The 13827-nt window shown below is 69.9% G+C and carries 11 protein-coding genes; 6 read left to right on the top strand and 5 right to left on the bottom strand.

Features of this window, described 5'->3' with window-relative positions; genetic code table 11:
* Positions 1–71 precede the first annotated feature (71 nt).
* On the top strand, positions 72–3905 hold the full coding sequence (locus OHA03_RS38915) for a S8 family serine peptidase (protein WP_267008710.1): 3834 nt from the start codon (positions 72–74) through the stop codon (positions 3903–3905).
* Between the two features lie 162 nt (positions 3906–4067).
* Entirely contained in the window at positions 4068–4877 is an 810-nt protein-coding gene (locus tag OHA03_RS38910) for an inositol monophosphatase family protein (protein ID WP_267008709.1), read from the top strand.
* A 103-nt stretch (positions 4878–4980) separates the two neighbouring features.
* Here the strand turns inward: OHA03_RS38910 and OHA03_RS38905 are convergent, their stop codons facing one another.
* Positions 4981–5598, bottom strand: a complete 618-nt coding sequence (locus OHA03_RS38905) for an FxLYD domain-containing protein (protein WP_267008708.1) — start codon at positions 5596–5598, stop codon at positions 4981–4983.
* Positions 5599–6265: 667 nt separating this feature from the next.
* On the opposite strand from OHA03_RS38905, the gene OHA03_RS38900 reads away from it, so the two are divergent.
* Both OHA03_RS38900 and OHA03_RS38895 read left to right on the top strand, forming a co-directional pair.
* Positions 6266–8923: an amino acid permease gene (locus OHA03_RS38900; RefSeq protein WP_267008707.1), complete on the top strand. Its 2658-nt coding sequence runs from the start codon at positions 6266–6268 to the stop codon at positions 8921–8923.
* 182 nt (positions 8924–9105) lie between these two features.
* Positions 9106–9378 carry a DUF6225 family protein gene (locus OHA03_RS38895; protein WP_267008706.1) on the top strand — a complete coding sequence of 91 codons (273 nt, stop codon included), beginning with the start codon at positions 9106–9108 and terminating at the stop codon, positions 9376–9378.
* Positions 9379–9423: 45 nt separating this feature from the next.
* Here the strand turns inward: OHA03_RS38895 and OHA03_RS38890 are convergent, their stop codons facing one another.
* From OHA03_RS38890 to OHA03_RS38875, 4 genes are read right to left on the bottom strand one after another with little or no spacing between them, the layout of a single operon-like run.
* Positions 9424–9714, bottom strand: a complete 291-nt coding sequence (locus tag OHA03_RS38890) for a DUF3817 domain-containing protein (protein ID WP_267008705.1) — start codon at positions 9712–9714, stop codon at positions 9424–9426.
* Positions 9711–10178 (bottom strand): DUF2269 family protein, encoded by a 468-nt coding sequence (locus tag OHA03_RS38885; protein WP_267008704.1) that lies wholly within the window; start codon positions 10176–10178, stop codon positions 9711–9713. Before OHA03_RS38885 ends, OHA03_RS38890 begins: the two co-directional genes overlap by 4 nt.
* Positions 10179–10180: 2 nt before the next feature.
* Entirely contained in the window at positions 10181–10501 is a 321-nt protein-coding gene (locus OHA03_RS38880; RefSeq protein WP_267008703.1) for a hypothetical protein, read from the bottom strand.
* Between the two features lie 56 nt (positions 10502–10557).
* Complete coding sequence (locus OHA03_RS38875; RefSeq protein WP_267008702.1) at positions 10558–11247, bottom strand: DJ-1/PfpI family protein; 690 nt, start codon at positions 11245–11247, stop codon at positions 10558–10560.
* Between the two features lie 205 nt (positions 11248–11452).
* Between OHA03_RS38875 and OHA03_RS38870 the strand changes: the two genes are divergently transcribed.
* Positions 11453–12391, top strand: coding sequence for a GlxA family transcriptional regulator (locus OHA03_RS38870; RefSeq protein ID WP_267008701.1), 939 nt, complete (start codon positions 11453–11455; stop codon positions 12389–12391).
* Positions 12392–12600: 209 nt separating this feature from the next.
* Complete coding sequence (locus OHA03_RS38865) at positions 12601–13647, top strand: amidohydrolase family protein (protein WP_267008700.1); 1047 nt, start codon at positions 12601–12603, stop codon at positions 13645–13647.
* Positions 13648–13827 lie beyond the last annotated feature (180 nt).

Below are 13827 nucleotides of genomic sequence, written 5' to 3'. Positions count from 1 at the left end.
ACACGTCAGCTTCATCGGTGGATTCTTTCGGACAGGTTGTGACCCCCACCTGTACGAAAGGTATTTCGCTGATGAAATGGATCCGCCTGACGGGGGCGATATCGGCAGGACTGATGGTGGTCGCCGGAGGGATGCCGGCCGCCGCCACCACGGGGAAGGCAGACACCGAGACCGCCACTCGTCCCGCCGCCAAGCCTGGAGCTCGCTCCGCGACCGTGCGACTGGTGACCGGCGACCGGGTGACCGTGACGTCGTTGCCCGGTGGACGGCACACCGCGTCGGTTCAGCCCGGACCCGGGCGCGAGGGTATCCCCTTCCGGACGCTGGAGGGGGACGACAAGGCACTGACCGTGATCCCGTTCGACGCCGAGTCGTTGGTGTCCGCCGGCACCCTGGACCGCCGCCTCTTCGATGTGACGGCCCTGATCGCCGCCGGCTACGACGAGGCCCACGCCTCCGCGCTTCCGCTGATCATCTCCTCGGAGCCGTCACGGGTCGGGGCCAGGGTCAGCTCGCAGGCGGCGAAGGCCGCCGCGGCCACTGCTGACCGGCTGGTGGCGTTCAAGGCGGCCGCAACGCCCGCCCGTAAGCTGGAGAGCCTCGACGCGCGGTCGCTGCGGGTCGCCGACGACGACCTCGGCCGCTTCTGGAAGACGCTGAACCCCGGCGGAAAGTCGGACGCCGCCCGTGCCGCGGTCGCTCCGCGGGTCTCGCTGGACGGCAGGGTCAAGGCCGTGCTGGACCGCAGTACCGCGCAGATCAACGCGCCCGCCGCCTGGAAGGCCGGCTACGAGGGCCAGGGCGTGAAGGTGGCCGTGCTGGACACCGGCGTCGACGCGAACCACCCCGACCTGGCCGGCCGCGTTGCGGAGGCGAAGGACTTCTCCGGCAGCCCGAGCACGGACGACCACTTCGGCCACGGCACGCACGTCGCCGCGACCGTCGGCGGCACGGGCGCCGCGTCCTCGGGCACCCGGCGTGGTGTCGCGCCCCGCGCCGACCTGCTGATCGGCAAGGTACTGGGCGACGACGGGTACGGCTCGGAGTCGTCCGTCATCGACGGCATGGAATGGGCTGCCTCCCAGCACGCCAAGGTCGTCAACATGAGCCTCGGTTCCGATTCCGAAACCGACGGCACCGACCCGATGAGCCAGGCCGTCAACACCCTGACCGCGTCCACCGACACGCTCTTCGTCGTCGCGGCGGGCAACGCCGGCCCGGGCCCGTCGACAGTCGGGTCGCCCGGGGCGGCCGACGCCGCGCTGACCGTCGGAGCCGTCGACCGCGACGACTCCCTCGCCTCGTTCTCCAGCCGCGGCCCGCGCCTGGGCGACGCGGCGGTCAAGCCCGACGTGACCGCCCCCGGCGTCGGCATCGTCGCCGCCCGCGCGTCCGGCACCACCATGGGCGACCCGGTCGATGCCAACTACACCTCCGCGTCGGGCACTTCGATGGCGACCCCGCATGTCGCCGGTGCCGCCGCGCTGCTGGCCCAGCAGCACCCCGCCTGGGGCGCCCAGCAGCTCAAGGACGCCCTCATCAGCACCTCCCACACGGTGCCCGGCACCAAGGTGACCGAGCAGGGCGGCGGCCGCATCGACCTGGCTACGGCCATGGGCCCTGTCACGGCCACCGGCAGCGTCACCCTCGCCCCGCTCCACATCGGCGGCAGCGGGAAGCAGCAGGGAGCCACCGTCCGCTACACCAACACCGGCGACAAGCCGGTGACGCTCTCCCTGGCCGCCACCCTGGCCACCAACACCGGGCGCGCCCTCGCCGGCGGCGTGGTCACCCTCGGCTCCGACACCGTGCGACTGGCCCCCGGTGCCACGGCCGAAGTACCGCTGCGCACCGACGCGGCGAACGCCGTCCGCGGCAAGTACTACGGCTACGTCACCGCCACATCGGCCGACGGCACCGTGCTCACCCACACCACTGTGGCCCTGAACGTGCACGCCCCGGTCCACAAGCTCACCGTGGTCGCCCGTGACCGCGACGGCAAGGTCATCCCGGGCGCCGCTCCGGTGATCTGGGGCGCCGACGGCTTCGTGAACTACACGAGCATGGAGCCGGCCGTCGCCGAAGTGGAGGAGGGCACCTACCAGCTCAGCTTCGGCACGCTGGACAGGGCGGCCGACGGCCAGGAGCTGCGCGAGGTGATCAACCCGGAGGTGAAGGTCACCAAGGACATGTCGGTGACGCTCAACGCCGCCGACACCACCCCGGTGCAGATCCGCACGCCCCGCCCCGCCGAGCAGCGCGGTGTGCTCAGCTACCAGACGTACCGGAAGATCGACGGCAACGGCCTGATCCAGGGCGTGATGTTCTTCGACATCGCCAAGCGGATCTACGTCAGCCCCACCGCCAAGGTCACCGACGGAGACTTCGAGTTCTCCTCGCGCTGGCAGATGGTGGCCCCGCAGCTGCGGGCGAAGGTCTCCGGTACCTCGCTGAGCTTCAGCCCGTATTACGTGAACGCCTCCCCGGCCTTCAGCGACAAGGGAGCACGGCTTACCGCCGTGGACGCCGGCAAGGGCACGAGCGCCGAGCTTCGCGCCGCCAACGTACGCGGCAAGCTGGCCGTCGTCCGCTGGGACTTCTCCGACGACCGGGCGCTCGCGCAGGCCGCGGCGGACGCCGGGGCCAAGGCACTGATGCTGGTCGTGGAGGACGGCTTCTACCCCTGGACTCGGTGGAGCCCGACCGGTGACCGGATGGCTCTGCCCACCATGCGCGCCGGCACGGCGGAAGGCACCGCGGTGCTCAAGCGCGCCGGCGAGCGGACCACGACGGTGGAGTTCTCCGGCACGGTCCGCAGCCCGTACCTGTACGACGTGATGCAGGTGGCCAAGGGCTCCGTCCCCAAGCGGCTGGTGTACACCGTCTCCGAGCGCGAGAGCGCGGTGGTCCGCAGCACGTACACCCGCACCGGTGCCTCGTCCTGGGCGAGCGAGCAGCGTTTCGGATGGCGGCCGTACCAGGACACCGCGTGGAACCAGTACACGCGCTACGTTCCGGCGGGACAGGAACGCATCGAGTACGTGACCGGCGGTGACACGCTGTGGAAGCACGTCGTACACCACAACGTCATCGACGTCCCCGACTTCCCGCTGGCGGCCGGCATGCACGACGACCCGCGGACCTACCGGCCGGGTCAGCACGCCACGGAGCGTTGGTACGGAGCGGTGGTCCGCCCGTCGATCCCGCGTGGTGGGCACCTGCCGTCGGTGCGCAACGGCGACACCCTGTCGGTGTACGTGCCGGAGTTCAACGACTCCGGCACCGGCCACTGGTCGTTCGCGGAGGCCGACTCCTTCGGTGGCGGCGTCGGCACCGGCGTCACGGCGGCCGCGGTGAGCGACACGGCCACGGCGGCGCTGTACCGGAACGGGAAGCGGATCGCCGAGTCCGACCAGGGCGCGTGGGGCAACTTCGAGGTGCCCGCGGGCAACGCCGAATACCGGATGGACCTGACGACCGCCCGTACCTCGGACGACTGGCGCTTCGGCACCGGCACGCGAACGTCGTGGACGTTCCGCTCCGACACCGCCGCCGACACGGCCCTGCTGCCGATGCTCCAGGTCGACTACACCGTACCGGTCGATGCCCGGAACGCGGTGGACTCGCAGCGCAGGCACACCCTCGGCCTGAACGTCCGGATGCAGGACGGCATGGCGGCGCCGCGCGGCGTGACGCTGAAGGTCGAGACGTCCTACGACGACGGGCGGACCTGGACCACTGCCACCACGGCCCGCAAGGGCAGCGGGTTCACCTCCGTCGTGGAGCGACCGGCCCGGATGCGCGGCGACGCGTACGTGACGCTGCGCGTGACCGCGAAGGACGCGGCCGGCAACACCGTCCGGCAGACAGTGGACCACGCGTACCTGCAGCGCGGCACCGCATGACGCGCCCGGAACGGTAGCGCGGACCTACTCGGCTGAATCGCGGCGGGTGCCAGGGGGTGTGAGCCCTGGCACCCGCCGTGCCATGTCCATGCCCCAGCCACACTTCGCGACGATGCCGGTCCGACCGGCGGGGACAGGCTTCGCGCCGATATTCTGCGCGACGTGATCAACTCATATGCGGACCTTGACGATGCCGGTGTTGCGACAGCTGCGGCACGTGCCGGTGCGGACGTGGTGCTCACCATGTACGGCCGGCGGCTCAACCGCATCGACAAGGGCGCCGGGGACTTCGCCACCGCCGCCGATGTGGAGGCCGAAAAGGCGATTCTCGATGTCATCCGTGCCGCCCGGCCGGATGATGCGGTGCTCGGCGAGGAGGGCGGCCAGCAGGGTGTTGCCGACGCGGTGCGCCAGTGGTTGGTGGATCCTTTGTGCGGCACGCTGAACTACGCCGTCGGCAACATGCTGGTGGCCGTCAACGTGGCGCTGCGCGACGGGGCGGCGGCGGTGGCCGACCCGTTCAGCGGCGAGGTCTTCTTCACCGACGGCGAGACCGCCCGGGTGCGGCAGAACGGGGCAGATGCGCAGCTGGCGCCCACGCCCGCGACCCAACTGGTGGACGTCAACCTGGATCCGCCGTTCCCGGGGGCGCCGGGGTTCCGGGCCGTGGACTTGCTGGCCCACCCCGGGTTCGTCGAGCGGTTCCGGCCGCGGGTGGTGTCCACGACGCTGGCGTTGGCCTGGGTCGCCGCCGGCAAGCGCGCCGCGTATGTCACCGATGGCGGCGACCTGTCCGGGAGCGTGCATTTCGCCGCGGGCATCGCTGTGTGCCGGGCCGCCGGCTGCGTTGTGACCGGAATCGACGGCGGCCCGATCGGGCAGGCGGGCCGCGGGCTCGTCGTGGCCGCCGACGCCGAGACCCACGGGCTGCTGATGTCGATGATCCTTAGCCGAAGCCGGAACCGCAACTGACCTGGTCACAGGTGTGGCCGGAGTTGCAGCAGAACCGGAGAGGCCACCACCGAACCCACGAATGCCCCGCCACCACCACGGGCGACAGGGCATCGTCATGCCGTCAGTTCGTCGGGTAACGCGTCACCTTCGACACCTTGCACCTGACCTTGCCCGGCACCTTCACGAGGCCCTGCGCCTTCTCCTTGGCCTTCTGCCCCACAGCCAGGCTGTCGGTTGCGGCCAAGCCCTCGCCGAGACGTGTACCGGAACCGTCCACGAACTCCACGTTGACGACGTAGGTCGCCTTCGAGTCGCCGTGGTTCACGATCTCCACATCAGCGGCCGGCCACGTCGTCAGCGAATCCACCACGCACTTGGTGAGCTTCACATCCGCCTCGGGGCTCCCTTCCTCGACGGCGGGCTCCTCGGAGGGTGCGTCCTTCCCAGGTGCCTTGTCCTGCGGCGCCTCGGGCGTCGGCAGCGTCCGCGGCTTCGGTGCATGGCTCACCGTGACTGCCACCAGCGCACCACAGCCGCCGAGCAGCACCAGCCCACCGAGCACCGACAGTGTCACGATCAGCCCGGTATTCGACTTCCTGGGCGGCGGCGCGCCCCACCCCGCGCCCTGCTGGGGCCACTGCTGATACGGCGGCGGAGGCTGCTGCCCCCACTGGGGCGGCTGCTGGGGCGGCTGGCCGGGCTGCGGGCCGGGCTGCTGAGGCGGGTAGCCGTACGACATGTGATCCCCCCATGGGATGTGCGTGGTCCTGAGTCCACTCACGCTATGCCTGTCCGGAATGTTCTGGCCCGCTCGTATCGGATTCGTAACAGGCCTGCTCGACGGTGCCTTGGACGCGGTCGTGGGGGTGAAGGAGGGGCCTGGCCCGCGCGGGCGCCCCTCGCACCGGCTACCAGGGCGAGATCGGCTGGACGCCGATGCGGCCGGCTACGACACAGAGGGCGCCAAGCAGCACACCCCCGAATTCACCGCGTACGGCAAGAGCCCGGGAGCCGACCGGGCGGTGCTCGACGGGGCGATCAGGCTCGCCCTGACCGGTGCCGGTCTGGCGACGTCACAGGCCCAGCGAAACCGGCCGCTCGATGGGGTGAGGCGGCGGCAACGGAGTCAGCCGGCGGCCGGCGGGGCGAACAGCTCCCCACCGACACGAGCAGATCGCCTTGCCCGAGGAGAGTGAGGCGCAGGTCCAGGATGGAATCGAGGACCGCATTGCGGCGCCGGACACCCCCGTACTCCCCCGGCCCCGTCGGTCTGGACGCTCGGCGGTCCGGTACCACTGTTCCTGTTTTTCAGCGGCGTGGATCATCCAGCCGGTTTCCCGTGGCAGGCCTCCTCGCGTGCGGCGAAAATGGTGGTCGGAAGGCAAATGAGGAGGTTGGCATCCGGTGTGAAGCTCTCCCGTAGCCCCGCCGCGTCCGAGGCGCCGCTCGCACTCGACTCAGGCGCGGGTAAGAAAGGGCTCAAATCCGGTGCTCTGGGACTGTTCTCCTCCGTTGCCATCGGCTTGGCGTCCACCGCCCCGGCGTACAGCCTCGCGGCCACGCTGGGCCTCATCGTGGCGGGGGTCGGCCTGCAGGCGCCGATCGTCACGATGCTGGCCTTCGTCCCAATGCTGCTGATCGCGTACGCCTACAAGGAACTCAACGCGAGCAACGCCGACTGCGGGACCACCTTCACCTGGGCGACCCGTGCCTTCGGCCCACGCACCGGCTGGATGGGCGGCTGGGGCATCATCGTCGCCGACATCATCGTCATGGCGAACCTCGCCGAGATCGCCGGCATCTACAGCTTCCGGCTCCTGGGCTACGACTCCCTCACGGAAAACAGGGTGTGGACCACCCTCGCGGGTGTCGTCTGGATCATCGTCATGACCGCGATCTGTTACATCGGCATCGAGATCTCGGCTGCCGTCCAGCGCTGGCTCCTGTGCATCGAGGTGGCCGTACTGTTGCTGTTCGCCGTCACCGCCCTGGTCAAGGTCTACACCGGCAGCCCCGAGATGGCGATCCACGTCTCCGCCTCCTGGTTCAACCCCCTCCACGTGCCATCGGCCGAAGCGCTGACCGCGGGGATCCTCGCCGCCGTCTTCATCTACTGGGGCTGGGACACCGCCGTCACGGTCAACGAGGAGACCGCGGACAGCACGCGCATCCCCGGACGCGCCGCGCTCATCTCCGTTGTACTGCTGCTGGTCATCTACGCCCTGGTCGCCACCTCGGCGCAGGCCTTCGCCGGAGTCGGCTCCGCCGGGATCGGGCTCGGCAACAGGGACAACGCGGGCGACGTGCTCTCGGGTCTGGGCAACGCCGTCTTCGGCAGCCACGGGGCGGGACCCTTCTTCTCCAAGCTGCTGATCCTCATGGTGCTGACCTCCGCGGTGGCCTCCACCCAGACCACCATCCTCCCGATGGCCCGGACCGTCTTCTCCATGGCCGCGCACAAGGCCGTCCCCTCCCGATTCGCCCGACTGCACCGCAGATTCCTCACCCCGACCTGGTCAACCGTCTCCTTGGGCCTGGCCTCCGTCGGCTTCCTCGTCCTCCTGACGGCGATCAGCGACAACGTCCTGGCCGACTCCATCGAGTCGGTCGGGCTCGCCATCGCGTTCTACTACGGCCTCACTGGCTTCGCCTGTGTCTGGTACTTCCGCAGGGTGCTCACCCGCAGCCCCAGGGACTTCCTCTTCAAGGGCCTGCTGCCGGGCCTGGGTGCGCTGACGATGCTCTTTCTCTTCTGTTACGCCGCCTTCGACGTCTACGCCGACCCCAGCTTCGGTGCAACCTCCATCGACCTGCCGTTCATCGGACAGACGGGCGGGGTAACCGTGGTGGGCCTCGGAGCCCTGCTGCTCGGCGTCGTGCTGATGCTGGTCGTCACGCGCGAGCACGCCGCGGCCCTCAGGCTTCAACGCAGCCTGCTTCCGCACCGGCTGCCGCAGCCGACCGCTGTCGAGATGGCGAGCCGGTATGTGCCCTCCGACAGCCGGTCCGGGGTGGGCGGTGACTGGTTCGACGTCATCCCACTGTCGGGAACGCGTGTCGGCCTGGTCGTCGGGGAGGTGATCGGCCACGGCCTGCTCGCCGCCGCCACCATGGGGCGCCTGCGCACCGGCGTACGCGTCCTCGCCCGCCTGGACCTCGACCCGGACGAGCTCCTCTCGCGCCTGGACGACGTGGTCGGGCAGACCGCCAAGGAGCGGGCGGCCGTTCATGGTGCAGACGGCGCGGGGCCCCGGAAGGACGACGCCCTGGGGGTGACCTGCCTGTACGCGGTGTACGACCCGGTGTCGGGACAGTGCAGCATGGCGCGTGCGGGCGAATCGATGGCTGCGGTCGTCCTGCCAGACAGCGGCGTCGCGACCTACCCGGAACTCCCGCCGGGCCCTCCGCTGGGACTGGGTGGTCTGCCTTACGAGACCATGGGATTCCAGCTGCCGCAGGGCAGCCTCGTCGCCCTCTTCACCGACGGCCTCGTCCAGGCGGCCGTCGACGACATCGACGTCGGACTCGGTCTGCTCGCCAAAGCCCTCGCCCAGTCCCGGCGTCCCTTGGACGAACTCTGTGACCGCGCAGTCGCGACCCTGGTTCCAGGGCCGGCGAACGACGACGCGGTGCTGCTCCTCGTACGCACACGGATGCTCGACGAACACCATGTGGCTACGTGGGAGCTGACCGCGGAGCCAGCGATGGTCGGCAAAGCCCGCGCCGTGACCACGGGGCAACTCGGAGCGTGGGGGCTGGACGAGCTGTCGTTCTCCACCGAACTCATCGTCAGTGAGCTGGTCACCAACGCCATCCGCTACGCCGCGGGTCCGATCCACGTCCGGCTCATCCGCGACGACACCCTGATCTGCGAGGTCGCCGACACCGGGCACACCTCACCCCATCTGCGCCATGCCGCCGCTGACGACGAGAGCGGCCGCGGCCTGTTCATCGTCTCCCAGATGGCGCAGCAGTGGGGCACGCGCTACACGCCCACCGGCAAGACCATTTGGGTGGAGCAGGCCCTGCCGACGGCCCGTTCCGTAGGTGAAACGCCCTCCTAGCTTCGTCTTCCGAGGTCTCTGCCCGATCTGATCGTTGTCGCCGGGGAGAGATGACCAGTACGTTCGACTCTCGATTCGACGGGCTCTGCTCCTTGCCTCACCCTTGCACCGGATCAGCGCTTCGGCCCGGGAAGCAGCCGTGTCTCCGCCTGCACGACGCCCCGTTGCGGCAACCTGGGCGCATGACCGACACCTTCGAGCACGCCCCTCAGATCTGGAACGCCGCCCAGCTGCGCGATGCACTCAAGGATCTTCCCGATGACGCGCCCATCCATATCGGTGTGGCAAGCGACCCCGGTGACTTCGACGGGTACCGCGGCTTCGTCCTCGTGGACGCGCATCAGGTGGAGAACTGGTGGCCGGCCACTTCCACCGCACCGGAACGCACCGAGACGGAGAATGCGCTGACGCTGTTCGCCGACTGGGAACCGGACAGGTACGACCGTCTCGACTGAACCGGCCACGTTCCCGCCGGGCTGTCCGTCACCGTGGAGCGGGGTTCAGGGCCGGATGGCGTCCTCGCTTCGCTGGTCGACGATGTCGGGGCGGAGCCGGCGCAGTGCGAGCAGGCCGCCGATGCCAGGGATGACGGCCGTGGCCTTGGTGACGGGTGTGGCCTGCTTGAGGCGCCAGGTGGCCACCACGACGAACAGGTAGGCGCAGCCGTGGGTGGGGCCCATCAGGGAGGAAATGGGTTTGAGGTGGGCGGTGGCGAGGTTGGTCAGCAGGATGATCAGTGAGATGAGTTCGCCCTGGGCCGCGATACGCAGGTGCCGGAGGTTCACGGTCATGCTCCCGTCGTGGAGCCGGGGCGGATGATCATCAGGACGGTGACGGTGGCCCACAGCAGGTTGAAGACGCCGGTGTGCATAGCGAGGCGGCCGGCCGAGCGGGGGCCGGGGCTGGAGCCCGGGGTCTGTGCGGCGGCGAGCGCGCGGTCCTGGGCGGGCAGGATCAGCAGGGCCAGAGTGGCCGCGGCCGCGGCGGTCAGCAGGATCGATGTGATCAGCCATCCGCTGCCGAGGACGCCGAGGCTGCCGGCCGTGGCGAACCCGAAGACCGGGACGGCGATGCCGATGGCCGCGTAGACGCGGCAGATGCGGTGCAGCAACCGCAGGTTCGTGACCGCCTCGCGGTCGCCCGGGTCGCTGTACGCGTGGCGTAGGGCTTTGGGAAACATGCTCGCGGCGACGGTGACCGGGCCGATGGCCAGGACGGTGGCCAGAACGTGCAGGGAGAGGAGGAGTTTCGTCATGGTCAGTGTTCCGTGGTCGGCCGGGTGGCCCGGCGCCGGCCGGTGACCTCGGAGGCGGGCAGGCGTCCGGCCTTGGAGGTGCCGATCAGGGTGTCGCCGTCGACCGTCACCGCAAAGGCCAGGTTCAGGCGCACAGGCTGGGTGACGGCCTGCCTCCAGGTGAGTCGGTTGCCGTCGAAGGCGACTTCGGCAAGCGGGACCTCCTCCCCCGCCCCGTGGGCCACCCCGGTCAGGACACTGTGCTGTCGGCGGAGTTCGACCACTGCCTTGATCGTGCCGATGGGGGTCGAGATGGACAGGTCCCAGGTACCTTCGACAGACATGCTGCTGTACTTCCTTACGGTGCGTGCGGTGAACAGGTGCCCGAGCAGGGGCATGGTCAGAGGCCGGTGGGAGCTGGGCCCTGGGCGCGCCAGACGGTGCCGCGACGCTCGTGGGCGAACAACTCCTCGACGGCGTGGGCGATCCGGGGGCCGACTTCGCGCTCCAGCAGGTACAGGCCCAGGTCCAGCCCGGAGGTGACGCCGGCGCCGGTGACCAGGTCGCCGTCGTCGACGACACGGGCGTGCACCGCGTGGACGCCGGTGGCATCGAGCATGTCCAGGCCCATGTGGTGGGTGGTGGCGTGGCGGCCCTCGAGCAGGCCGGCCATGGCCAGCACGAGCGAGCCGCCGCACACCGCGCCGACCGTCACCTGCGGATTGTGCACAGCCGCTCTCAGCAGCGCCGGGAGTTCGGTGTTCAAGGTGCGGCCCAGCAGTACGGGGATGAGCTCGTCCTGCTTCTGTTCGCCCGTCCCGGCCTCCCGGTCAGGTGTTTCGCCGGGCTCCCCGACACGGCCCGAGGCTCCGGGAACCAGGACCAGGCCCGCACGGTCGGGGTCGAGAGCGGCCGTCGCCTGCAGCGCCAACCTCCCGGTTCCGCTGACCACCGCGCGGGGTCCTTCCGCGGACACCAGTTCCACACTCACCGCCCCGCCGGAGGCGGTTCCACCGGCGTACAGCACCTCGTAGGGGGCGATGACATCCAGCGGATCGAAGCCGTCGAACAGGACGATCTGGGCATGCATGCAACTTCCTTCACGTACGAGGGACCGGTCTGCACCGGGTAGACCTCGACGCTAAACACGTTTCATTCGACCGCCCAGTGGCGTTAGTGACATGTTTCAACGGGATATTGCCATCGGCCGGACCACGGGCCTTGAGCTGGGTAAACGACCGATCATGGTTCCCTGAAGCCGAGTCTGCGGCAGGGTGGGCAGGTATGTTCTGGCCATGCACACCGTCGCTGTTCTCGCCTTGGACCAAGTGATCCCCTTCGACCTGTCCACCCCGATCGAGGTCTTCGCCCGCACCCGCCTCCCGGACGGGCGCCCCGGCTACCAGGTCCGCGTGTGTGCTGAGCAGCCGGATATCGACGCAGGCGCCTTCCGTCTGCGCGCGCCCTGGGGGCTGGACGGCCTCAAGAGCGCCGACACGATCATCGTGCCCGGCACCGCCGACCCCGCCGCCCCGCTCACCCCCGCTGTCCTCGACGCGCTGCGCGCCGCGGCCAAGGACGGCACCCGTATCGCCTCCATCTGCTCGGGCGCCTTCCCCCTCGCCGCCACCGGCCTGCTGGACGGCCTGCGCGCCACCACCCACTGGATCGCGGCCGGCCTCCTGGCCGCCGCCCACCCTGACATCGAGGTCGACCCGGATGTCCTGTACGTCGACAACGGGCAGATCCTCACCTCGGCAGGAGCCGCCGCCGGCCTGGACCTGTGCCTGCACATGATCCGCAGCGACTACGGCTCGGCCGTCGCCGCCGACGCCGCACGCCTGTCCGTCGTCCCTCTCGAACGCGAGGGTGGTCAGGCGCAGTTCATCGTCCACGACCACATACCCACCCCGCGCGGCTCCGCGCTCGAACCCCTGCTCACCTGGCTCCAGGACAACTTGAGTCGCGATCTGACCCTCGCCGACATCGCGGCTCAGGCCGGAGTCAGCACCCGGACACTGATCCGGCGCTTCCGCGAACAGACCGGGGTCACCCCGCTCCAGTGGCTCCACCGCGCCCGTATCCGCCAGGCCCAGCACCTTCTGGAGACCACCCGGCACTCCGTCGAACGCATCGGTGCCCAGGTCGGCTTCGGATCGCCCACCGCCTTCCGCGACCGCTTCCGGCGCACCACCGGAGTCAGCCCCCAGACCTACCGGCGCTCCTTCAGCTGACTCCCCTGTATGTGTCTGCCAACGAGTGGACCGGCCCTCGCACGAACGCTCACTCTGTATGAGTTCTGCGAGGAGCCGGGGCCATGACCCGATTCCACAGGTGATTGCTCAGCTGATACGAAACCCGAGGGGAAGGTAACTCGAACGCCTCGTAGGATCGGCGAAATCGACCAAGTCATGGGCGCGTTGGTTCGAGGAGGCGGTTGCAAGTGGTGCTGCAGGTGCGAGGCGTCGTGTTGCCGGAGCGGGAGGAGCGGTCCTTCTGGATCGATGGAGACCGCTTGCGGAGCGAACCGGTCCCGGGCGCGGATCTCGTCGTCGACGGGGGTTGGCTGCTGCCCGGCCTGGTCGACGTGCACACCCATCCGGGCACCGAGGACCTCGATGCCCCGTTCAGTGACGACGTGCTCCGACGGCACCTGTCCGACCACCGCGACGCCGGCGTTCTGCTGGTCCGGACACCCGGGTCTGCCGCGCCCATCCCGGGCTGGGTGGACGAGGATCCGGACCTGCCGCGTGTCCACTCGGCCGGACGCTGGCTGGCCACTCCCGGCCGATTCTTTCCCGGGGTCGGGCGCGACGTGAGCGAGGCCGATCTGGTTCATGCCGCTGTCGAGGAAGCCAAGTCGTCCTCGGGATGGTGCAAAGTCATCGCCGACTGGAAGTACGACGAGCCGCCGTTGCCCCAGGAGATCCTCGCCGCCGTCGTGCGGGCCGTGCACGCCATCGGCGGCCGGGTGGCCGCCCACTGCCAGACCGCTGACGGCAGTCGCAACGCCGTTGAAGCCGGCGTCGACAGCCTGGAGCACGGCATGCACCTGGATCCCGGCCTGATCGATCTGATGGCCGCCCGAGGCACCGCGTTCGTTCCGACACTCAGCGTTTTCGGCGCCGGGGCCGATCGATGGCGCGCCGCAGAGCCCAGCGCCCGCCGGGACTGGTGGCTGGCCGGATGGGAAGGCATGATGCCCAACATCAGGGCCGCGCACGAAGCCGGCGTCACCGTGCTTGCAGGTACCGACAGCCTCCCGTGCGGAACGGTCGCGTCAGAGGTCGAATGGCTGGCCCGTGCCGGACTGTCGGCCGACGCGGCTCTGGGCGCGGCATCGTGGACGGCCCGCTCCTGGCTCGGGCTGCCCGGACTGGTCGACGGAGGCCCCGCTGACCTCGTCGCCTATGACACCGACCCGACCCTCAACGCTTCAGTGCTGCCCCACCCCCGTCGCATCATCCTGCGCGGCCGTGTCATCGCCTGACACTCGGCGCAAACTCGCTCCCGAAAGAGCGCCGCACCGCCGACCAGCGGCTCTCGCAGGCCGGGATCGCCAGGGACTGGCTGCGGCTCGCGGTCGCATCGGCGGCGACAGCCCGGCCGGCCGGAAGGGTTGCGCGAACTGCTCGCCGCCGACGGGTCACTTCGCGCGGCGTCCGAAGCT

Source organism: Streptomyces sp. NBC_00154 (assembly GCF_026342835.1).
Lineage (GTDB): Bacteria > Actinomycetota > Actinomycetes > Streptomycetales > Streptomycetaceae > Streptomyces.
This window is presented reverse-complemented; position numbering and strand designations above follow the sequence as displayed.

Coding starts and splice junctions, on each gene's coding strand:
- OHA03_RS38905 (WP_267008708.1), bottom strand. CDS start 5,598: ATGTCGTACGGCTACCCGCCTCAGCAGCCCGGCCCGCAGCCCGGCCAG.
- OHA03_RS38895 (WP_267008706.1), top strand. CDS start 9,106: ATGACCGACACCTTCGAGCACGCCCCTCAGATCTGGAACGCCGCCCAG.
- OHA03_RS38870 (WP_267008701.1), top strand. CDS start 11,453: ATGCACACCGTCGCTGTTCTCGCCTTGGACCAAGTGATCCCCTTCGAC.
- OHA03_RS38880 (WP_267008703.1), bottom strand. CDS start 10,501: ATGTCTGTCGAAGGTACCTGGGACCTGTCCATCTCGACCCCCATCGGC.
- OHA03_RS38915 (WP_267008710.1), top strand. CDS start 72: ATGAAATGGATCCGCCTGACGGGGGCGATATCGGCAGGACTGATGGTG.
- OHA03_RS38890 (WP_267008705.1), bottom strand. CDS start 9,714: ATGACCGTGAACCTCCGGCACCTGCGTATCGCGGCCCAGGGCGAACTC.
- OHA03_RS38885 (WP_267008704.1), bottom strand. CDS start 10,178: ATGACGAAACTCCTCCTCTCCCTGCACGTTCTGGCCACCGTCCTGGCC.
- OHA03_RS38875 (WP_267008702.1), bottom strand. CDS start 11,247: ATGCATGCCCAGATCGTCCTGTTCGACGGCTTCGATCCGCTGGATGTC.